Origin of the sequence: Paraburkholderia dinghuensis (assembly GCF_003837865.1) — a bacterium.
GTDB classification, from domain to species: domain Bacteria; phylum Pseudomonadota; class Gammaproteobacteria; order Burkholderiales; family Burkholderiaceae; genus Paraburkholderia; species Paraburkholderia dinghuensis.
In genome coordinates, this window is record NZ_RQIS01000018.1 from 74,918 (window position 1) to 95,840 (window position 20,923).

Annotated in this window: 20 protein-coding genes; 14 read left to right on the plus strand and 6 right to left on the minus strand. The window is 62.5% G+C overall.

Annotation, left to right across the window (positions count from 1 at the left end; genetic code table 11):
* Positions 1-166: 166 nt before the first annotated feature.
* The gene (locus D1Y85_RS21880) at positions 167-718 is read right to left on the minus strand and encodes a winged helix DNA-binding protein (RefSeq protein WP_246025008.1); all 552 of its coding nucleotides are present in this window, start codon (positions 716-718) and stop codon (positions 167-169) included.
* A 105-nt stretch (positions 719-823) separates the two neighbouring features.
* Here D1Y85_RS21880 and D1Y85_RS21885 point away from each other — a divergent pair, with 105 nt between their 5' ends.
* From D1Y85_RS21885 to D1Y85_RS21905, 5 genes are all read left to right on the plus strand, one after another.
* The gene (locus D1Y85_RS21885) at positions 824-1,939 is read left to right on the plus strand and encodes an LLM class flavin-dependent oxidoreductase (protein WP_124153164.1); all 1,116 of its coding nucleotides are present in this window, start codon (positions 824-826) and stop codon (positions 1,937-1,939) included.
* Between the two features lie 4 nt (positions 1,940-1,943).
* Entirely contained in the window at positions 1,944-2,453 is a 510-nt protein-coding gene (locus D1Y85_RS21890) for a flavin reductase family protein (RefSeq protein ID WP_124153165.1), read from the plus strand.
* Positions 2,454-2,721: 268 nt separating this feature from the next.
* Positions 2,722-4,923: a thiamine pyrophosphate-dependent enzyme gene (locus tag D1Y85_RS21895; RefSeq protein ID WP_124153166.1), complete on the plus strand. Its 2,202-nt coding sequence runs from the start codon at positions 2,722-2,724 to the stop codon at positions 4,921-4,923.
* A gap of 16 nt (positions 4,924-4,939) precedes the next feature.
* Positions 4,940-6,454: an indolepyruvate oxidoreductase subunit beta family protein gene (locus tag D1Y85_RS21900; protein WP_124153167.1), complete on the plus strand. Its 1,515-nt coding sequence runs from the start codon at positions 4,940-4,942 to the stop codon at positions 6,452-6,454.
* Between the two features lie 31 nt (positions 6,455-6,485).
* The gene (locus tag D1Y85_RS21905) at positions 6,486-6,920 is read left to right on the plus strand and encodes an acyl-CoA thioesterase (protein WP_124153168.1); all 435 of its coding nucleotides are present in this window, start codon (positions 6,486-6,488) and stop codon (positions 6,918-6,920) included.
* Between the two features lie 118 nt (positions 6,921-7,038).
* On the opposite strand, the gene D1Y85_RS21910 is transcribed toward D1Y85_RS21905, so the two are convergent.
* A complete protein-coding gene (locus D1Y85_RS21910) occupies positions 7,039-7,488 on the minus strand; it encodes a MarR family winged helix-turn-helix transcriptional regulator (protein ID WP_124153169.1) in 450 nt (149 codons plus the stop codon).
* A 276-nt stretch (positions 7,489-7,764) separates the two neighbouring features.
* Here D1Y85_RS21910 and D1Y85_RS21915 point away from each other — a divergent pair, with 276 nt between their 5' ends.
* The 3 genes from D1Y85_RS21915 (at position 7,765) to D1Y85_RS21925 (ending at position 9,667) form a co-directional block, all read left to right on the plus strand.
* Positions 7,765-8,550, plus strand: a complete 786-nt coding sequence (locus D1Y85_RS21915; protein ID WP_124153170.1) for a cyclase family protein — start codon at positions 7,765-7,767, stop codon at positions 8,548-8,550.
* Between the two features lie 80 nt (positions 8,551-8,630).
* Positions 8,631-8,876 (plus strand): hypothetical protein, encoded by a 246-nt coding sequence (locus tag D1Y85_RS21920; protein WP_124153171.1) that lies wholly within the window; start codon positions 8,631-8,633, stop codon positions 8,874-8,876.
* A 104-nt stretch (positions 8,877-8,980) separates the two neighbouring features.
* Entirely contained in the window at positions 8,981-9,667 is a 687-nt protein-coding gene (locus D1Y85_RS21925) for a CBS domain-containing protein (protein WP_124153172.1), read from the plus strand.
* 161 nt (positions 9,668-9,828) lie between these two features.
* Here D1Y85_RS21925 and surE read toward each other — a convergent pair whose 3' ends face one another.
* Positions 9,829-10,614 (minus strand): 5'/3'-nucleotidase SurE, encoded by a 786-nt coding sequence (gene surE, locus D1Y85_RS21930; protein ID WP_124153173.1) that lies wholly within the window; start codon positions 10,612-10,614, stop codon positions 9,829-9,831.
* Between the two features lie 226 nt (positions 10,615-10,840).
* Between surE and ydiK the strand changes: the two genes are divergently transcribed.
* From ydiK to D1Y85_RS21945, 3 genes are all read left to right on the plus strand, one after another.
* Entirely contained in the window at positions 10,841-11,902 is a 1,062-nt protein-coding gene (gene ydiK, locus D1Y85_RS21935; RefSeq protein WP_246025009.1) for an AI-2E family transporter YdiK, read from the plus strand.
* A gap of 221 nt (positions 11,903-12,123) precedes the next feature.
* On the plus strand, positions 12,124-14,796 hold the full coding sequence (locus tag D1Y85_RS21940) for an ATP-dependent Clp protease ATP-binding subunit (protein ID WP_124153174.1): 2,673 nt from the start codon (positions 12,124-12,126) through the stop codon (positions 14,794-14,796).
* Positions 14,797-14,935: 139 nt separating this feature from the next.
* A complete protein-coding gene (locus D1Y85_RS21945; protein ID WP_124153175.1) occupies positions 14,936-15,346 on the plus strand; it encodes a DUF190 domain-containing protein in 411 nt (136 codons plus the stop codon).
* 68 nt (positions 15,347-15,414) lie between these two features.
* On the opposite strand, the gene D1Y85_RS21950 is transcribed toward D1Y85_RS21945, so the two are convergent.
* Positions 15,415-16,167 (minus strand): tetratricopeptide repeat protein, encoded by a 753-nt coding sequence (locus D1Y85_RS21950; protein ID WP_124153176.1) that lies wholly within the window; start codon positions 16,165-16,167, stop codon positions 15,415-15,417.
* 373 nt (positions 16,168-16,540) lie between these two features.
* On the opposite strand from D1Y85_RS21950, the gene D1Y85_RS21955 reads away from it, so the two are divergent.
* From D1Y85_RS21955 to D1Y85_RS21965, 3 genes are read left to right on the plus strand one after another with little or no spacing between them, the layout of a single operon-like run.
* Positions 16,541-16,912, plus strand: coding sequence for a YciI family protein (locus D1Y85_RS21955; RefSeq protein ID WP_124153177.1), 372 nt, complete (start codon positions 16,541-16,543; stop codon positions 16,910-16,912).
* On the plus strand, positions 16,909-18,177 hold the full coding sequence (locus tag D1Y85_RS21960) for an RNA polymerase sigma factor (protein ID WP_124153178.1): 1,269 nt from the start codon (positions 16,909-16,911) through the stop codon (positions 18,175-18,177). Before D1Y85_RS21955 ends, D1Y85_RS21960 begins: the two co-directional genes overlap by 4 nt.
* A 20-nt stretch (positions 18,178-18,197) precedes the next feature.
* Positions 18,198-18,581, plus strand: coding sequence for a nuclear transport factor 2 family protein (locus D1Y85_RS21965; protein ID WP_124153179.1), 384 nt, complete (start codon positions 18,198-18,200; stop codon positions 18,579-18,581).
* Positions 18,582-18,798: 217 nt separating this feature from the next.
* On the opposite strand, the gene D1Y85_RS21970 is transcribed toward D1Y85_RS21965, so the two are convergent.
* Both D1Y85_RS21970 and D1Y85_RS21975 read right to left on the minus strand, forming a co-directional pair.
* Complete coding sequence (locus D1Y85_RS21970; protein ID WP_124153180.1) at positions 18,799-20,436, minus strand: AMP-binding protein; 1,638 nt, start codon at positions 20,434-20,436, stop codon at positions 18,799-18,801.
* Between the two features lie 54 nt (positions 20,437-20,490).
* Positions 20,491-20,901, minus strand: coding sequence for a RidA family protein (locus D1Y85_RS21975; protein ID WP_124153181.1), 411 nt, complete (start codon positions 20,899-20,901; stop codon positions 20,491-20,493).
* Between the last annotated feature and the right edge of the window lie 22 nt (positions 20,902-20,923).

A 20,923-nucleotide genomic window follows, 5' to 3' on the forward strand; every position in this document is an offset into this window, starting at 1 on the left:
GCCCATCGCGGGCCGGTGTTTTCCCTGAGATGAAATCGGTTGCAGTCAAAAAGGCGCTGCACTACGATTCGATCAGATAGAAAATCAATGTGATTTTTGATCTGAAACAGGTTGGGCGCCGGATGGTCCGCTGTTCCTCATGACTTGGGTCAGATGCGATTCGCTGTCAGCGCTGGCGATGAAAGGTGGCGACTTCGCGCGTGGCGGATTCGTAGACGCGTTCCATCTGTTCGAGGCAGGCCGTGGCCTGGGCGGCAGCGGATTTGATGCCCTCCGTCGCCTCGGCCATTTTGAGGAGCACCGTTTCGCGCAGGCGTGCGTACTGTTCGCACACGCGTGAGCCCTCGGCAGTGGTCACGTAGTACACGCCGGTGCGCGCCGTTCCGTATTTTTCGACCAGCCCGGTTTTGATCAGCTTACGTAGTTCGTACTGCATATTAGCTACGTCCTGCCGGTTGGTCATGTGCAGCAAGTCGCGAATGGTCTTGGGCCGTTCGTGCATGTGGATGACGTGCACCAGCGCGTTCTCCTGGCCGCTCAGCGTGGTGCCGGTGACGGCGGCCATGCACTCGGACTGCCAGCGTGAGAACGACTGGTCTAGACGCATGACGGCGTATTCGAGGTCGGTGATCTCGACGCCGAATTCATCCATCGCGAGATGCCAGCGATGTTCGGCAGCAGCGGTGTTTTTCGTGGTTCTGCTTGATGGTTCGTTCATTGCGGAATCGCGCGAATGCGGCCCATGTCGTCGAGTGGGTTGGGAAAGCTGGGACGCCGCGAGGCGGCCCGTCGTGGAAACAAATTTTACTGCGCCAGGACTGACATGAGACGAATTCTGAACACGAAGGATTTCATTCTGGGAACGTTTGCGACGAACTGCTCGGGCGGAATGTCGGTGACGAAGATCGGCGAGCGCTGGGACAATTCGTGGGAGAACAACGAAAAGCTCGCGATCATGCTGGACGAGGCGGGTATCGATTTCATGCTGCCCATCGCGCGCTGGATCGGCTATGGCGGCGAAACCGATTTCCACGGTTCCGTTCTGGAGACGATGACCTGGGCTGCCGGCCTGCTCGCAAAGACCCGCAATCTCACCGTCTTCGCAACGATACACACGGCGGCGAACCATCCGGTCGTGGTCGCGAAGCAGATTGCGACGCTCGACCAGATTGGCGCGGGCCGTGCCGGGCTGAATATCGTCGCGGGCTGGAATCGCCCCGAGTACGAGGCGCTGGGTTTGCCTCTCGCCACGGGCCACGAGAAGCGCTACGCGTATGCGCAGGAGTGGTTCGACGTCGTGCAGAAGATCTGGACGCACGACGGCCCCTTCGACTGGCATGGCGAGAACTTCCAGCTCAAGAACATTTACGGCCTGCCGCGCCCATGGAACGGCGAGCGTCCGCCTATCCTGAACGCCGCCGGCTCGGGTGAAGGGCGCGATTTCGCCATCCGTAACGCGAACTTCCTGTTCACACCGGCGATCGACCTGGAGCGCTCGCGCACGGAAGTCGCCGAACTGAAGCAAAAAGCCGACGCTGCAGGCAAGGATGTGAACGTGCTGACGTTCTCGCATGTGGTCTGCCGTCCGACCGAGGAGGAAGCGCGCCAGTATCTGCACTACTTTGCGCAGGAGAACGCGGACTGGGGTGCAGTCGACAACCTGGTCGCGCTTCAGTTCGCGAATGCGCAGTCGTTCCCGCACGACCTGCTCGCGCTGATCCGCGACCGGATGGCGGCCGGGCATGGCGGCTTTCCGCTCGTCGGTACGCCACAGCAGGTGGCGGCGGGCCTGATCTCGCTGGCCGAAGCCGGGTTCCGCGGCACGACACTTTCGTTCGTGGACTACGTGAGGGAATTCCCGTACTTCCGCGATACGGTGTTGCCGATCCTCGAGGCACACGGGTTGCGCAGCCCGCGCGAGAACCGCCGTGCAGCCTGACTCCATGGATGACACCGGCGTGCTGAGCAGCCACTTCGTGCAGGCGATGCGCGGCTTCGCTGGCGCGGTCTGCGTCGTAACCGTCGCGGACGGCGCCGAGCGTAGCGGCTTCACCGCTACATCGGTGTCGTCGTTCTCGGCGCAGCCGCCGATGGTGGTGGCGTCGATGAAGGCGACGAGTTCGTCGGCCGGGCTGCTCGAACGCACGCGGCGCTTCGGTGTGAATCTGCTGCGCGCCGAACAGCGTGCGATCGCGGAACGCTTCACAGGCTTTCGCGGCGAACAAGGCGAGGCGCGCTACGGCGACGACGCGTGGATCCACATGACGCCGGACGGAGCGCCGCTGCTCGTGGACAGTGTCGTCGCCATGGACTGCGAGGTGGAGGAACTGATCGTGCGCCACGGGCACCTGCTCGTCATCGGCCGCGTGCGCGCAGTGGCGCGTGACGAGTCCGTGCCGCGTCCGCTGGTCTATTGGCAGGGGCAATATACGGCGCTTGCTGCAGCGGGATGATTCCTTCTGATGCCCCGGGAAGATCGGGGTTTACGCGCAGTCTGCACAGACGTGCGGTTTCAGATCGTTTTGAAAGCGGTATCGTGGCGGCGCGAAATTCCGCCACGGTGCCGTTTTCGTTCGTTTCGGCACGCTCGGATGGGTTGGTAAAAAGGTCCCTCCACAGGGATAACTATGATTCTGGAAATATTGAAAACTAAAATATACTGGCCTCACGCATGACGATGCATTGTCGTGCGCCACGAAAAGATCAAGCAAGAGGACGGTCATGGCGGAGCGGTCGTTTGTCGAGGAAGTGAAGAAACTGCGCCTCGGCGCAGGTGAGGTATTCAGCGGCGAGGGCATCCTTGCGGTGACCAAGGCGTTGCTGGAGTCCGGCGTGGCCTACGTGGCCGGTTATCAGGGAGCACCGATCTCGCATCTGATGGACGTGCTAGCCGACGCCCAGGACATTCTCGGCGACTACGGCATACGCTTCGAGAACAGCGCGAGCGAGGCCACGGCGGCCGCGACGCTGGCCGCGTCCGTCAACTACCCGCTGCGCGGCGCGGTCACGTTCAAGGCGACCGTGGGCACGAACGTCGCTTCGGACGCGCTCGCCAATCTCGCATCGGGTGGCGTGACGGGCGGCGCACTGATTATCGTCGGCGAGGACTATGGCGAAGGATCGTCGATCATGCAGGAACGCAGTCATGCGTTCGCCATGAAATCGCAGATCTGGCTGCTCGATCCACGTCCGAATCTGCCGTGTATCGTGCAGGCCGTAAAGGACGGGTTCGACCTGTCTGAGGCGAGCAGCACGCCGGTGATGCTGCAGTTGCGCATTCGCGCGTGTCACGTGCACGGTCAGTTCGTTGCGTCGGACAACCGGCGTTCCGCGTTCACGATCAAGGACGCACTTGAAAACCCGGCTCGCGACGTCAATCGCATCGTTCTGCCGCCCGCGAGCTTCCTGCATGAGCGCGAGAAGATTCACGAGCGTTGGCCTGCCGCGGTGAAGTTCATCGAAGAGCGCCAGCTGAACGAATTTTTCGCCGCCGATTCACGCGATATCGGCATCGCGGTTCAGGGCGGCAGCTACAACACCGTGCTGCGGGCGCTCGAACGACTCGGCCTCGCCGATGTTTACGGCGAATCGGCGATTCCGCTTTACGTGATGAACGTGGCGTATCCGCTCATCGATTCCGAGTGGGAGCGGTTTTGCGCGGGCAAGCGTGCAGTGCTCGTGATCGAGGAAGGGCAGCCGAACTTCGTCGAGCAGAACGCGGGCTCGATTTTGCGTCAGCGCGACGTGAGTACCGCACTGCATGGCAAGGACATGCTGCCGCTTGCGGGCGAGTACAACGCATCGACGGTCATGAAGGGCCTGCGTGCATTCTTCGAACGCTACGGCGTGCTCGAACGCGAAGTCGCGCAGCGCAAGATCATTCCCGTGATGGCGGTGCCGGCTGACGCACCCGCCACTGAAGCTGCCGTAAATGCAGCACCGATCGAAGCCGAACCGTTGCCCGCGCTCGACGACAGCGTGCACGCACGTCCGCCCGGTTTTTGCACCGGGTGCCCCGAGCGGCCCATTTTCACCGCGATGAAACTGGTCGAGCGCGAACTCGGTCCGCATCATGTCAGCGCCGACATCGGCTGCCATCTTTTCTCGATCCTGCCGCCGTTCAACCTCGGCGCAACGACGATGGGCTATGGCCTCGGCAGCGCGAGCGCCGCGGCGTTCAATGCAAGCGGCGGCAAGCGTGCGATCTCGGTGATGGGCGACGGCGGCTTCTGGCACAACGGACTCACGAGCGGTATCGCCAATGCGGTATTCAACAAGAGCGATAACCTCACGATCGTTGTCGACAACAGCTATACGTCTGCGACGGGCGGGCAGGACATTCTCTCGTCGGCCGCGCTCAATCCGACACGCAGCACCGGGCACGAGATCGAGCAGGCGGTGCGCGGCGTCGGCGTAGAATGGGTCAGGACGGTTCGGCGTACGTATGATCTGAAGACGATGATGGCGACGCTCAAGAGCGCACTCACCACGGACAGCAAGGGCCCGAAGGTGCTGATCGCCCAGAGCGAGTGCATGCTGAACAAACAGCGGCGCGAGAAACCAAAGCAGCGTAAGGCGATTGCCGCGGGCGAGCGCGTCGTGCGCGAGCGCTTCGGTGTCGATTCCGATACGTGTACTGGCGATCATTCGTGCATTCGCCTCTCGGGTTGCCCGTCGCTGTCGATCAAGCCCAATCCCGACCCGCTGCGTACCGATCCGGTGGCAAGCGTGATCGACAGTTGCGTCGGGTGCGGCCTGTGCGGTGAGGTCTCGCATGCCGCGGTGCTGTGCCCGTCGTTTTATCGCGCGCAGATCGTCAGTAATCCAACGCGTCTCGACAGGCTGCGTCAGCGCGTCCGCGACGCAGTGATCGGCTGGCTGCAGCGCCGCACGGCTCAACGTCTTGCGCGTTACACGTTCTGATTCGGGAAAGACAACGATGAATTCACAACCCATCAAGATCGCGATTCTCGCCATGGGCGGCGAGGGCGGCGGCGTGCTGGCCGACTGGGTCGTCAATCTCGGCGAGCACAACGGCTATTACGCCCAGACCACCTCCGTGCCGGGTGTGGCGCAACGCACTGGCGCGACGATCTATTACGTCGAATTGTTTCCGCGCGACGAGGCAGAAAGCCGCACACCGGTCCTCGCACTGATGCCGCTGCCCGGCGACGTTGACGTGGTACTGGCATCCGAACTGATGGAGGCCGGTCGCGCGGTGCAGCGCGGGCTCGTCACGCCGGAACGCACGACGCTCGTTGCGTCTACGCATCGGGTGTATTCGATTGCGGAGAAGACCGCGATGGGCGATGGCCGCGTCGACAGCGAAGCGCTCATCGCGCACGCGAAAAAGGCTGCCAGGCGCTTCGTGCACTTCGACATGGCGCAGGCTGCGCAGGCGTCGGGCAGCGTGATCAGTGCTGTGCTGTTCGGCGCTTTGGCCGGGACTGGTGTGCTGCCGTTCAGTCGCCACCAGTTCGAAGAAACGATCGAACGCGGGGGAGTGGGCGTGAAGCCGAGTTTGCGCGCATTCGGCATGGCGTTTGACACGGCGTCCGACACGGCATCCGGGAGCGTGGACTCCGACGCCGCGCAAGCGGACGTTAAAGCCGCGGGCGTTTCGGAACCGGCACCGCGCGACACTGCCGTGGCGTCGCTGATCGAACGCGTGCGTGTGGAATTGCCGGCAGCGGTTCAGCCCACTGCGATAGAGGGTGTGCGCCGGCTGATCGACTATCAGGACCCGGCTTACGCGGTACTTTATCTGGATCGACTCGCTGACCTCCGGCGCGCGCAGCCGCGCGCCGATTCGGCCCTGCTGCGCGAAACCGCACGCCATCTCGCACTGTGGATGTCGTATGAGGACACGATCCGCGTGGCCGATCTCAAGACGCGCGGATCGCGTTTCGAGCGGGTACGGAGCGAAGTGCACGCGCACGCCGACCAGGTGCTCGCCATTAACGAATTCATGCACCCACGGCTCGAGGAAATCTGCGAAACGTTGCCTGCTGGACTCGGGCGCTGGCTCGCCCAGCCGCACTGGGTCCATCGGCTCGTGCGACGGTACACGCAGTCGGGTCGCATCGTGAAGACGAGTTCGCTGCGGGGCTACCTGATGCTCTATGTAGTCGCGAGTCTGCGCGGCATGCGTCGCCGTACGCTGCGCTACGAACTGGAGAACGAGCGCATCGAGGCGTGGCTCGCGCAGATCGTCGGGACGGCAACGCACAATCCCGAACTCGCCGTCGAAGTCGCTCAGTGCCAGCGCCTGGTGAAGGGTTACAGCGACACGCACGCGCGGGGACTGAAAAACTATCAGACGGTGATGGCCGCAGTGGTGAAGGCAGGCGCGAGGCTTGCACCTGCGACGCTACGCGAGCTGCGCGATGCCGCCCTCGCTGACGAACACGGCCACAAACTGCGTGCGGCACTAGTCCGCCACGCACTGGTTTGACCACCAGAAAAAGCACGATGGAGAAACAGGCATGGATGTCCACATGTTCAGCCGGAAGCACAAGGTTCACTTTTCAGAATGCGACCCGGCCGGCATCGTGTTCTTTCCTCAGTACTTCGTCCTGTTTAATGACATGGTCGAGGCGTGGATCGACGAAATTCTGCCTGAAGGCTTTCACGGCTTGATTGGCGCGCGCAGGATCGGTATTCCAACGGTGCACCTCGACGTAGACTTCAACGCAGTCAGCAAGATGGGTGAGCACGTGTGGCTCTCGCTGGACGTCGAGCGCATCGGGCAGAAGTCGTTGACGCTCGCGTGGACATGCGTGGGCGTGGACGGAGTGGTGCGCATGGCCGCCCGGCAGACCATGGTGATGACTTCGCTCGACACACATCTGTCGATTGCGATCCCCGACGACCTGCGGGCGGCGTTCGAATGCTCGGCGAAGACCGTGGATAACGGTTGAAACTGGCGTGGGTGCGCTGCGTGGCTGAATCCGGAACGGTCATGCTTGCGCGGTTGATTGCATCACGATACGCAATGCGCACAAGTCATTTGGAGTGCGGCCGTCCCGCGCGTCGACGTCAGGCGGATGGACGGTGCAGATCAATCAGTCGCCGAAGTGTGGCTTTCAGTTCTTCCGCTTTTTCCTGGCCGAGCGGAGCAAGCACCTGATCCTCGTGGATTTTCGCTTGCTCCATCAGCGCTGACACGAGCTTCTGTCCGCGCGGGGTGATGCGGACCAGTGTGACGCGCCGATCTGTCTGGTGCGGGATGCGCTTGACGTAACCCTGGGCCTCCATGCGGTCGAGCAAGCGCGTGACGGTGGGTTGTTTCGTCACGGAAATCTGCGCGAGCTGGCCGATGCTGATCGCCTTGCCGTCCGAGAGCGTAGAAAGCACACGCCAATCGGAGATTTCAAAACCGCTGGCCTGGACGATCACATGGAATTCGCCGGAAATGAGCTGGCTGACCTGCGCGAGCAGCGCAGGGGTGTAACTGTCGACGAAACTGCCGGTGGAAGACTGGCTCATACGGGGAAATTGCAGCGTGACAAATGCGGGCCTTGCCCGACGACACGGGACGATACCACGACGCCGTGGTCAGTCATTTTCGTCAGGCAGGAAAAACGGGTTAACCATGCTTTTGAATTAATTTACACCTAAAGATAATTGCGTTGTCGCTATGCGGATTTCGCCGCAGCGTGAGTTGGACCGGTGGGTGCGGAATGGCAGGGGTGCGAGTGCGATGCAGCCATAGTGCGTCGCGCCCGCGAAAAGAGAACGGATGGATTTCGTGAGGAGCGCAGGATGACGAGCAGTCTGGAGCAACTGACTATCGATCTGGCGAGCGGCAATGTACGCATCGTGGATCTGACGCAAACACTTTCACCGGAATTTCCGGCGCTGCAACTGCCGCCGCAGTTCGGTCAGGTGTGGGCGTTCAAAATGGAAAAAATCAGTCAGTACGATGAACAGGGCCCCGGCTGGTACTGGAATAACTTTTCCTGCGGCGAGCACACCGGCACTCACTTCGATGCACCTGTGCACTGGATTAGCGGCAAGGATCACGCGCAAAACTCGGTCGACACGATTGACGTGAAGAATTTCATTGCGCCTGCGGTCGTGATTGATGCAAGCGCCGAAGTCGGGGCGAATCCGGACTGGCTGTTGACGGTCGCGTTTCTCGAGGCGTGGGAAGTGAAGCACGGCCGCATTCCGGCCGGCGCCTGGGTTCTGTTCCGGTCGGACTGGTCGAAGCGCACCGATCCGGCCGCGTTTCTGAATCTGCACGAAGACGGCGCACACACACCGGGGCCAACGCAGGAAGCGGTCGAATGGCTGATCCACGAGCGCAACGTGCACGGATTCGGCGTTGAGACGATCAATACGGATGCGGGGCAGTCGTACACCTGGCCGATCCCTTACCCATGCCACACGTTGATGCATGGTGCAAACCGCTATGGCCTGCAGTGCCTGAAGAATCTCGACCAGTTGCCCCCTACGGGCGCGGTCATCGTTTCCGCGCCGCTGAAGATTCAGGCGGGCTCGGGTAGCCCGCTGCGCGTGCTCGCGCTGATGCAGGCACAAGGCTGAGTCGACGCTGTTCCCTCCGGCATCGCGGTGCCGGAGGGCAGCCGGCAGGTCGGGACGTATCCACCCGCATTGAATGAAAGATGATTTCCGTCTTTTATTCAGTCATGCGAATTACGAATTCGAATTCGTTAATTGTCGACGTAGCGGCGATGCGCGATCGCCGGGCGATGGACGCGGCATCGCAGAATGCGACCGGGCTGCCATACAATGCAGTCGGGTGCCGTTTCCAGAACGGTTCGCGTGACGAACTCGAACCCGCCCAGAGTGCAGCAGCGATCGTGCCCGGCCCGCACTCTGTTTCCTACACATTCGTCATACAGATCTGATTCATTTGTCAGTGCGTTGACGCATATCAATGCTGCAACGCGGACGACCACTACGCTTTGGAAGGGGAGCACCTCTGGCACATAAGCGAACTGGGAGAACGATCATGCGTGCACTGGATGTTATGACCACCAATGTCGTCACCGTCAAGCCGGACATGACTGTCCGCGACGCAGCCGCGTTACTAGTCGAGCGGCACATCAGCGGCGCTCCGGTGGTCGATGCGGGCGGGCGTCTCGTCGGTATCATCAGCGAGGGTGATTTGTTGCGACGCGTCGAACTTGGTACCGACAAAACGCGCCGTGGCCGCTGGCTCGATTTCTTTGCGGCGCGTGCGGACGCCGATGCCTATGTGAAATCGCACGCGAACCGCGTGGAGGACGTCATGACGCACGACGTGATCTGCGTGGGCGAAGAGGAATCGCTTTCGAAGATCGCGACGATCATGGAAACGCGCGGAGTCAAACGCGTGCCCATACTGCGTGACGGGCAAGTCGTCGGCATCGTGAGCCGGTCGAATCTGCTGCAGGCGCTGGCGAGCAGGGCGCCCGAACCGGAGACGGTGTCGGCTACCGACCGCGAGATCCGCGAACAACTGATGTCAGAGCTTGAAGGGCGGCCGTGGTCGTTCGCCGGGCGCAATCTCGTCGTCGAGGACGGCGTCGTGCACCTCTGGGGCATCTTCAGTTCGATGGAAGCGGTGCAGGCGGTGCGCGTCGCGGCCGAGCGGATTCCTGGCGTGCGCAGCGTGGAAGATCACACCGAGCCGTATCCGGCGATGCCTGGATTTTGATTGCGCTTCAGATTGCGCTTTAGACCGCACTTCGCGCGGCGACGCACGGCGCGTCGCCGCCGGATCGTGCGCGACTGCAGCGCGCCATCGTCCCCGTCTCGCTGGCCTGGCCGGAAGCGGCGCCGAAACTGCTGTGACGTCCGTGCAGCAGGCGTGATTCATCAGACCGCTTCAAGCGCCGCCTGCAACCTTGCAAAAGTGCGTTCATCGGTGCGCTCGAAGTGCAGCGGGGTCACCGACACCCGGCCCGAATTGACCACCGCCGTTTCCGTGTCGGGGCCATTTTCACGCGGTCCGCGATTGAAACGCAGCCAGTGATAGTCGATGCCGCGCGGATCGATTTGTGGCACGACATCGATTCCCTGAACCAGCCCGACACCCTGGCGCGTAATCGTCAGCGGTCCCGCCGCGCTGGCGTCGATATCGGGGAAATTTACGTTCAGGCAGATGGGCGCGTCATGCGACACGCGGGCGAGGCGGCGGATCGTATCCGGCGCGAGCGCGCGTGCGGTGTCCCAACGCACCCGCTCGCGGTCGCGGAAGGTCTGGCTCAGCGCAATCGACGGCAGCCCGAGCAGAACGCCGGTCATGGCCGCGCCGACCGTGCCGGAAAACATGGTTTCGACACCGAGATTGCCACCGCGGTTGATGCCTGAGAGGACGAGCGAGGGTGTCACGTCGCCCATCAGTTGACGTACGGCCATCACGACGCAGTCGCCCGGCGTGCCCATCACGCCGAAGCGCCGTTCGCCGCGGCGGCTCACACGCAGTGGTGAGTGCAGACTGATCGAGTGCGACGTGCCGCTCTGATCGTGTTCCGGCGCAACAACCCAGACTTCATGAGCCAGTTCGGCCGCGACGGCCTCGAGCACGCCGAGGCCTGGTGCGTCGATGCCATCGTCGTTGGTCAGCAGAACACACGGTAGTTTCGGATCGGAAACAGACATGGCGGATCTCTTCGGACGGGACAGGTTTGCGGAACCGCCATTATTCCAGAGTGCCGCCGCGCCCATGACGACGGGCACGGACGATGCAGGCTCGGGTCGAGACGGAACAGCGTGCATTCAGGATAGACTAGCGCGTCGGCGGCCTGACGCTCGCCGTGCCGAGGGGAGAGACCATCGGCTATCTTGTTCATCGACCAGCGTGGCTGCTCGCCGCGAGGAAAACGCCGTGAAGCCACAAGAAACTCCGGATATTGCCCGCACCCTGTTCGTCGTCGCGATTCTCTGTGCGTTGACGATCGGAACCCTCTACGTGATGCGGCCGTTTCTCCCCGGACTCATCTGGGCGACGACGATCGTCGTCGCGACCTGGCCGGTGTTGCTGGCCATCGAGCGCCGTTGCGGCAATCGTCGCTGGCTGGCCACGCTGATCATGCTGCTGATTCTGCTCTTCGTGATCGTCCTGCCACTCTACGAAGCGATTTCCACGCTAGCGCAGCACGGCGGCGACATCATGAAGCTGGTCACGGCTCTCCCCGACTACGCGCTCGCGCCGCCGCCAGACTGGGTCCGCGACTTGCCGGTGGTCGGCAAGGGCATCGCCAGCAAGTGGCAGTCACTCTCGGACGCAGGCACGGGCGGCATGCTCGCGCAACTCGAACCGTATGTGTCGATCGCGGCGCACTGGTTGATCACGCATGCCGCATCGGTGGGCGTGTTCGTCATTCACATGTTCATCACCGTGATCATCACGGGCGTGCTCTACGCACAGGGCGAGCAGGCGGGCGCGTATGTCATGCGCTTTGCGGACCGCGTATCGCCGAGCCACGGTACCGAAGCGGTGCGCCTTGCCGGCGCGTCGGTTCGTGCGGTCGCGCTCGGCATCGTCGTTACGGCCGTGATTCAGTCGGCGCTCGGCGGGATCGGCCTGTGGTTCGCCGGCGTGCCGGGTGCCGGCGTGTTGACCGCGGTGCTGCTCATGATGTGTCTTGCGCAGATCGGACCGATTTTGCCAATGCTCGGCGGTGTCGTCTGGCTCTTCATGCACGACGCTCATCTCGCGGCTGTCCTGCTGCTGGTCTGGTACGTGATTGTCGAACTGGTCGACAAGCTGTTGCGCCCCCTCCTCATTAAACGCGGTGTCAACCTCTCGATGTTGCTGATCCTTTCCGGCGTGCTTGGGGGCATGTTTGCGTTCGGCATCGTCGGGCTCTTTATCGGACCGGTGATTCTGGCCGTGTCGTCAACACTGCTCTCCGAGTGGATCAAGGAAAGGAAGGCCGCGGCCTGAGCGCGCTTCCCCAGACGCGCGTCGCCGCACGCTCCCGGCGTGTTTTTCGTCCCATCGAAGTGGCTCGGCAGCAGGTCGGCACGGCTTGCGATTAAACGCTACGATGTCAGGTGAACTTCGCAACGGCGACTGCTTTTGGCTTTCATGCGCCTGACCGGTACGCTGCGTCGTCCGGGGAGCGGGCGACCGTACACACGGCGCGATGCTCTCGAGGAGACGAAATGGCTCAGTTCAACTGCGACATTTGCGGCGTGCGTCCGGCGACGGTTCGGATCGCCGTGTTGCAGGACGGCATGCGGCGCAATCTCGACGTTTGCGATTATCACTACGCGCAACTGACGCGCCATCAGCGCACGCTGAGCCCGCTCGAAGCGCTGTTCCGCGGCGCGCAACAGCAAGAAGATGCTGCGCCGCAAGGCATGCAGCAGGCCATGGAAACTGGCGACAGTGCCGTCGTCGAACGTTATTTGAGCGACGTCGCACGCGAATTGCTGCAGCGTGCCGCCGAACGTGCGATGCAGTTCGGCAGGCGCGAGGTCGATACGGAACACTTGTTGTACGAGATCGCCGGCAATGAGGCGGGTGTCGCGATGCTCAAGCGCCTCGGCATCGAACCCGACGACGTGCGAGCGTATATTGACGCGAACGCGCAGAAGCGCGAACCGCCGCAAGCCGTCGACGAGGGGCGTATGGCCGTCTCTCCTCGCCTTAAAAGCGCGATCGACCGCGCGTTTCTCGTCTCGCGCGAACTTGGACATAGTTATGTCGCGCCCGAACACCTCGTGTTCGGACTCTCGCAGGTGCAAGACAGCTTCGCCAGCCATTTGCTTGGGCGTTACGGCGTCACGCCGCAGAAGGTGCTGCAGCGGCTCGTCGAGGCCGAAGGCGACAAGCGCGAACGGGCGGCCGCGAAGGGCGTGAGCGCTACGCCACAACTTGACCAGTACAGCCGCGACCTGACGGCACTCGCGGGCGAGGGCAAGCTCGATCCCGTCATCGGGCGCTCCAGCGAGATTGAAACGGTTGTCGAGGTGCTCGCGCGGCGGCGCAAGAATAATCCGGTCTTGATCGGCGAACCGGGGGTGGGCAAAACCGCCATCGCGGAAGGCCTTGCGCAGCGCATGCTCAACGGCGATGTACCGGAATCGCTGCGGGGACGGCGGCTTGTCGAACTGAACGTGAACGGACTGATCGCGGGTGCCAAATACCGCGGCGAATTCGAAGAGCGCGTGAAGCAGGTGATGGAGGAAATTTCCGCGCAGCGCGATACGCTGGTGCTTTTCATCGACGAAGTGCACATGATCGTCGGCGCGGGTCAAGGCGGCGGCGAAGGCGGCCTCGATATCGCCAATGTCTTCAAGCCGGCGATGGCACGCGGCGAATTGAACCTGATCGGCGCGACGACGCTCGCCGAATATCAGAAGTACATCGAAAAGGATGCAGCACTGGAGCGCCGATTCCAGCCCGTGTTTGTGTCGGAGCCGAGCGTCGATCAGACGATCAACATCCTGCGCGGCCTTCGCGACAAGCTCGAAGTGCACCACCGCGTCACGATCCGCGACGATGCGCTCGTCGCGGCCGCCGAACTGTCCGACCGATACGTGACGGGGCGCTTCCTGCCCGACAAGGCGATTGATCTCATCGATCAGGCGGCGGCACGCGTTCACCTTTCGGCAACGTCGCGGCCCGCAGCGATCCTCGAACTCGAAGCGGAACTGGCGCAATTACGGCGCGAGCAGGACTACGCAGCGACGCGCAAGAATTTCGAGCGGGCACATGCGTTAGACGAGCCTGTTGCGAACAAGGAAAAAGCCTTGTCCGAAGCCACCTCCGAGTGGAAGAGCCGTCTCGGCTCCGTGACCTCGGACGTGACGACCGAGCACATCGCGGAGATCGTCTCTAAGCTGACGGGCGTGCCGGTCACGCAACTCACCGCCGAAGAACGCACACGTCTGCTCGAAATGGAGAAACGGCTGCACGAGCGAGTGATTGGCCAGGAAAAGGCGATCGTCGCAGTGAGCGACGCGGTGCGCCGCTCACGCGCCGGATTGCGGCGCGGCAGGCGGCCGACTGCAGTGTTTCTGTTCCTCGGACCGACCGGTGTGGGGAAGACGGAACTGGCGAAGGCGCTCGCGGAGGTCGTGTTCGGCGACGAGGACGCGATCGTCCGCATCGACATGAGCGAGTACATGGAGCGCCACGCGGTGTCGAGACTCATTGGTTCGCCGCCGGGCTACGTCGGTTACGACGAGGGCGGACAACTCACGGAACGCGTGCGCCGTCGACCCTATTGCGTGATCCTGCTCGACGAGATCGAAAAAGCCCATTCCGATGTCTACAACGTGCTGCTCCAGGTATTCGACGACGGACGGCTCACGGACGGCAAGGGCCGCGTCGTGGATTTCAGCAACACCGTCGTCATAGCGACCAGCAATCTGGGTTCGGACGTGGTTTCCGGTCAGAAACGTTCGGGCCCCGGGTTTCTCTCGAATGGCGAGGCGTCCACACAGAACGCCGTGCTGACCGAACTGCGCCAGCATTTCAGGCCGGAGTTTCTGAATCGCATCGACGAAATCATCGTGTTTCAGCCGCTCACCGATGGCGAAATGCGCTCGATCGTGCATCTGCTGCTCAACCAGGTGCAGCGGATGGCGCATAGCCAGGATATCGAGCTGACGTTCGACGATAGCGTCGTCGATCACCTCGCGGCCGTTGGCTACCGGCCCGAATTCGGCGCGCGGGAATTGCGCCGCCAGATTCAGCAGATGGTGGAAAACGAACTGGCCAAGGCGATGCTCAAGGGCGACGTGAAGGAGGGCGCGAAGATCGTCTGTCGCTTCGATGCTTCGCAGCAGCGCCTGGAATTCGTCGGTTCGGGCGGGGAGGCGCACTAGATTGCACGACGGACGGCTCTTTTTCCGGGTTTCCGGGTGGAAACATGGACGGGCGCCGCGTGGTCTAGCATGTAAAAGATGAGAGCGGTGCCGCGCAGCCTTGCGGCACTTGCGCCTGGTTTCGGTTGCGGGAGGCGTTATGAATGGCTACCAGCTCACGTTCTATACAGAACGAAACCGCCGCCACGGGCATCAGGCGATCTGCGACTGGCTGTTGTCCGAAGCGCGCAGGCTGGGCGTAAGGGGCGCAACCGTGATCGATTGCGCCGAAGGCACCGGCCACGCGGGTGCACACCATGCGCCTCATGCCTTCCGGGTTTACGACCAACCGGTGCAGATTGTGCTTGCCTTGACTGCGGACGAAGCTGCGCGTTTGCTGGCACTCGTGCAGGTCGAAGGCGTCCACGTGTTCTACACGAAGGTTCCCGTCGAGTTCGGCGTGATCGGTGCCGGCGCGCCGAAGCGCGAGCGTCACCTGTTTCCGTTGCGAAAGTGGGGTGCGTCGGCGGATAAGGGCGATCGATCAGGCAATTCCGGTTTGCTGCCGTGACAGGGACGCTGGCGCTTTCCAGCCTCGTCTCGCCGAAAGTCTCCTGCTTTGCCGCTCTCACTCGTGCGTTATCGACTCAGGCCGGCCTGGGCCCGTTGCAGCCATTCGCTGTTGTGTTCGCGGGCGTGGCGCGGCCAATGCTTCGCGTCGTGCACGATTTCCGCGTAAAGTTCGCGCGCACGCCGACGGTCGGCATCGTCAGGCTGCGCCATGAGCCAATCGGCGAACAGGCAACGGGGCGCAGCGTCGCTTGCGCTGGCAAGTGCCGTCTCGAATGCGGCGCGTGTGCCGGGTGCGCTCATCGTGGCCAGAGCCCGCGCGTACAGCAAGGCGGGCACGGGTTGCCGGCGGGCGATGGGATGGGCGGCGAACAGTTTCTCCAGCGTGACCTGGGCGGCGGAAGCGTCGCCGGTGGCGAACTGCGCACGCGCGAGCCCCTCGAGCAGGGCTGGATCGGTTGAGAACGGGCCAACGGCCGCGGCCTGGTAATGCTCCAGGGCTTCGGCAGCTTTTCCGGCATCGAGCAGCGCTGCGCCGAGCCGCATGCGATGCGCGACGGTCGGCGCGCGATCGAAATCGTTGCGAGCCTCGCGAACGGCCCGGTTAGGATCGACGATCTGCGAGATGGCCCTCGTCGCGCTCCTTGCACCACGCGACTCACGCAACGACGGCAAGTAAATGGCGAAGAAGTAGACCAGACTGCCAAGGCCCGGGAAAAGAAACAGGATCAACATCCAGTACATGTTCTGGCGGGTGCGGATGGCATGCACCGCAAAGAACAGGGCGATGATGACGTAAAGGCTGATTCCGAAAAAACGCATCGACGAAAAGGTCAGTTGTGCTGCGTTGCCGGCGGCACGTCAGCGAAATGGCAAAACGCTATTGTGACAGAAGCGCAATTGGCTCACCGGCCGACCGGTGCTTAAGTTTGATTCCGGGCGATGGCTACCTGCGGGAATCAGGGTTTGATGCGGTCCGCAATGCTGCGGTGCAAGCGAGAGTCACACACCGGGTCATGGCAGGCTCGCCGAAAGTTGCCGTTTGCAGGGTCGTCAACGAAAGCGAATGAATCAGGCGAGCGCGTCATCCACGATTTTTTTCGACGCCGCCTGTCCGTCAACATGCGGCCCGACCGTCATTGTGATGGGCGGCCCGATGTCATTCACCCGCCTCAATCCCATGATGGAGGATCAAATGCAATATCTCTTGATGATCTATTCGGAAGAAGACCGCTGGAACCAGATGACCGACAGCGAGCGGCAGCAAGGCGTTGCCGCGTACCACGCGTACACCGAATCGTTGCAAAAGGCGGAAGCGCTCGTGGGCGCCAACCGGCTGCAGCACTCGAGCACGGCCACCACGGTGCGGCTCGTCGACGGCAAGCCGCAAGTGCTCGACGGACCGTTTTCCGATTCGAAAGAGCAGCTCGCCGGGTACTACCTGATCGACGTGCCCAACCTGGACGCGGCGATTACGTGGGCGTCGCGTTGTCCGGGTGCTGGGCACGGAAGCATGGAAGTGCGCCCCGTCTGGACGGCGCCCTACGAAGCGCGATCTGCGGGATGAGTCAGTCCGGCGGCGGCCGTGATGTCGACGATGCAGCGCAGTCGATTGCGGAGGCGGTCGCCCGCCGCAGTTACGGCAAGCTCGTCGCGCTGCTGGCCATGCGCACGCGCGATGTCGCCGCGGCCGAGGACGCGCTGGCCGACGCGTTCGCGGTCGCGCTTGCGGACTGGCCAGCGCGCGGCTGCCCCGCGAATCCCGAAGCGTGGCTAATGACGGTAGCGCGCCGCCGGGCGATCGACGGCGCGCGTCATCGCCATATCGGCGACGAAGTGGCGAACCAGCTCGCGATCCTCGCCGATGAGATCGACGAGCGTGAAAGCGGCGTTTTGCCTGACCGGCGGCTTGCGCTGCTGTTCGCGTGCGCGCACCCGGCGCTCGACGTCGCGATTCGCACACCGCTGATGCTGCAGGTGGTGCTGGGGCTTGAAACGAAGACGATCGCGTCCGCGTTCCTGATGTCGCCCGCCGCGATGAGCAAGCGCCTCGTGCGGGCGAAGAACAAGATTCGCGAAGCGGGCATTCCGTTCAGCGTGCCCGAACGCGACGAGTTGCCCGGCCGGCTCGCTGCGGTGCTGGAAGCGGTCTATGCGGCGTATGCGGAAGGGTGGGCCGACCCGGTCGGCAGCGATACCGTACGGCGTGATCTTGCTGGCGAGGCGCTATTTCTTGCACAACTTCTCGTCGAATTGCTGCCCGATGAGCCGGAGCCGCAGGGTCTCTTCGCACTCATGCTGTACGCGCAGGCGCGGCGCGATGCTCGACGCGATGCGGCTGGTGATTACGTTCCGCTGTCGGCCCAGGACCCGGGCACATGGAACGCGCCGATGATCGACGCAGCCGACGCACTATTGCGGCGTGCGAACGCATTCAACGCAATTGGGCGCTTTCAGCTCGAGGCTGCACTGCAGTCGGCGCACGTGCACCGTTGCCGGACGCGTCGCCCGAACTGGGACGAGGTCGTGCAGCTCTATGATGCGTTGCTCGCGATTGCGGCGTCGCCCGTGGTCGCGGTGAATCGCGCCGTCGCGCTCGCGGAACGCGATGGCCCGCAGGCGGCGCTCGACGCGCTGGAGCCGTATGCCGACGATTCGCGGCTGGCCGATTACCAGCCGTACTGGGCCGCGCGCGCCGATCTGCTCGCGCGAGCCGGTGAGACGGCCGAAGCGCTCGGCGCGTACGATCTCGCGATTGGCCTCGAGCGCGATCCGGCCGTGCGTCGGTTTTTGCAGCGCAAGCGCATGGAGCTGCAATCACGAGGTCAATGAATTAGATCGGGAGGTGTGCCATGCAGGAGAAACAAATACGCGACGCACTGGACGCGCACTGGCGCGCGTCGGCGGCTGGCGATCTGAGCGCGGAACACGACATTTACGACGACGGAGCGATCTGCGAATATCCGCAATCAGGCGAACGAATCGTCGGAAGAATCAATTTGCAGGCGCTGCGAAGCCATCATCCGGATGCGCCATCAGGGTTCGATATCAGGCGTATCCAGGGTAACGGGAATCTCTGGATCACGGAATACACGATTACCTATATGAACCGCGCGTCGTACGTCGTGAGCATCATGGAGTTTCACAACGGCAAGGTCGTGCGCGAGACCCAGTATTTTGCGGATTCCTTTGAGGCGCCCGGATGGCGAACTCAATGGGTTGAGAAAATTGCGTGATGACGGCCCGAATCGGATTGAACATCCAGTCGTAGTCCGTTTGAAATTATTCGTATTACGTTGGATTATTAATTGGCTTATTTTGTTTTGGCACTTAAATCTTGAAAGTAAAAACACCGGACTTTAGCGCTGCTGCCGCGTGAATCGTCATATCGAATACGCTCAACTGGGCCAGCGCAGGAGAAAAAAACGGGGAGCGAAAACGCTCCCCCACGAATCACATCGCCCGTAGCGCCGCACGCTTGAGCTTGCCGGTTTCCGTACGCGGTAGCGCATTAATAAAAGTAATGATGCGCGGATACTTATACGCCGCGACGGCGTTTTTCACGAATTTCTGCAACTCGCTCACCATGGCGTCATCGCCGGTAAAACCCGGACGCAGCACCACGAATGCCTTCACCGCCTGGCCACGCAGATCGTCGGGCGCGCCGATCACGCCGCACTCCGCCACTGCCGGATGCTGCAGCAGTACCGTCTCGACCTCCGGTCCGGCGATGTTGTAGCCGGACGAAACGATCATGTCGTCGGCGCGCGCCTGATAAAACACGTAGCCGTCTGCGTCGATCGAAACGGCGTCGCCGGGTAAATTCCAGCCGCTGCGCACGAATTTCATCTGCCGCTCGTCGGCCAGATAGCGACAGCCCGTCGGTCCGCGCACCGCCAGATGGCCCGTGACGCCTGGTGCCACCGGCTGGAGCGAGTCGTCGAGCGCCTGCACTTCGTACCCAGGCACCGCCTTGCCAATCGACCCGGCGTGCACATCGGCTCCCGCCGAGGAGATGAAAATATGGATCATCTCCGTGCCGCCGATTCCGTCGATCATTTCGATTCCCGTCGCGTCACGCCAGAGATCGCGTGTCGCCTGCGGTAGCGCCTCGCCCGCGGAGACCGTCTTTCGCAGACTGGAAATGTCGTGGTCTTTCACAAGCGGCGCCATTTGCCGGTAGAACGTGGGTGCAGTGAACATGATCGTCGCGCGATAGCGTTCTACGATCTGTAGCAGCAGCGCAGGTGTGAGTTTTTCGACCAGCACCGTTGACGCCCCAACGCGCAGCGGGAAACACAGCAAGCCACCGAGACCGAACGTGAACGCAAGCGGCGGCGTGCCGCAAAAGACGTCATCGGCAGTGGGCTTGAGCACATGGCGGGGAAACAGATCGCACATCGCCAGCACGTCGCGATGAAAATGCATGCACCCCTTCGGCGTGCCGGTCGTGCCGCTCGTGAAGGCGATGAGGCACACGTCGTCGCTCGCGGTATCGCATGCCGTAAATGCTGCCGGTTTGCCCGCAGCCAGCGATTCCAGACTTTCTGGTGCGTCGTCGTGGAAGTAGCGCACCTGCTGCAGGTCCGCGCAGAAGAATTCATCGGCGGGATCGGTACAGCGCGACAGTTCGTCGGCGAGCCGCACGTCGCACAACGCGGCAACGATCTGCGCCTTGTCGATGAATTGCTTGAGTTCCTTTGCGCGCAGAAGCGGCATCGTCGGCACGACCACGAGTCCTGCCTTTAGCGCCGCGAGCAACGCCACGCTCATCTGCAGCGTATTCGGGCCGCGCAGGAGCACGCGATTTCCCGGTTGCAGCCCCATGTCTTCGACGAGGACATGCGCGCTCCGGTCGACGAGCGCACGCAACTCCATGTAACTCGTGGCGTGAGGTGTGCCGTCGATATCGGACCATATCGCAGGACGATCGCCGTGGCCGGCTTCGATTGCACGGTCGAGCAGTTCGGCCGCGCAATTCAGGCGCGCCGGATACGTGACATCGGGATTGTCGAGCAGCAGCACGGGCCATTGATTTTCGGGCGGCAAATGATCGCGCGCGAAGGTATCGACATGGGCGGTCGGTTGCATAGCGTCTCCATTCAGGGTTCTGGAGCTGTCTGCTGCAGCTTTGCTGTTGCTTGATCAGGCGGCGCGTGCGGTATCGGGAATGACAGCCGTCGCCTCGATTTCCACCTTGGCCTCGTCTTCGACCAGCGCGACCACCTGGACCGCGCTCATCGCGATGTCGTAATCGCCGATCAGCTCGCGAAAAGACGCGCCGATTTCCTTGAGCGCGTCGAGGTATTCGCGTTTGTCCGTAACGTACCAGGTCATGCGCACGAGGTGCTCGGGCTTGCCGCCTGCGGCTTCGAGCACAGCGACGATATTGCGGAGTGCCTGCACGGCTTGTGCGCCGAACTCGCGGCTCGTGAAGCGCGCGTTTTCGTCCCAGCCGATCTGACCAGCGATATAGACCTGCGTGCCGGATGCTGCAACGCCGTTTGCGTAGCCGCGCGGCTTGATCCAGCCTTCGGGAAGGAGTGCTTTTTTCATGTGTCGTTCAGTTCAATGAGTG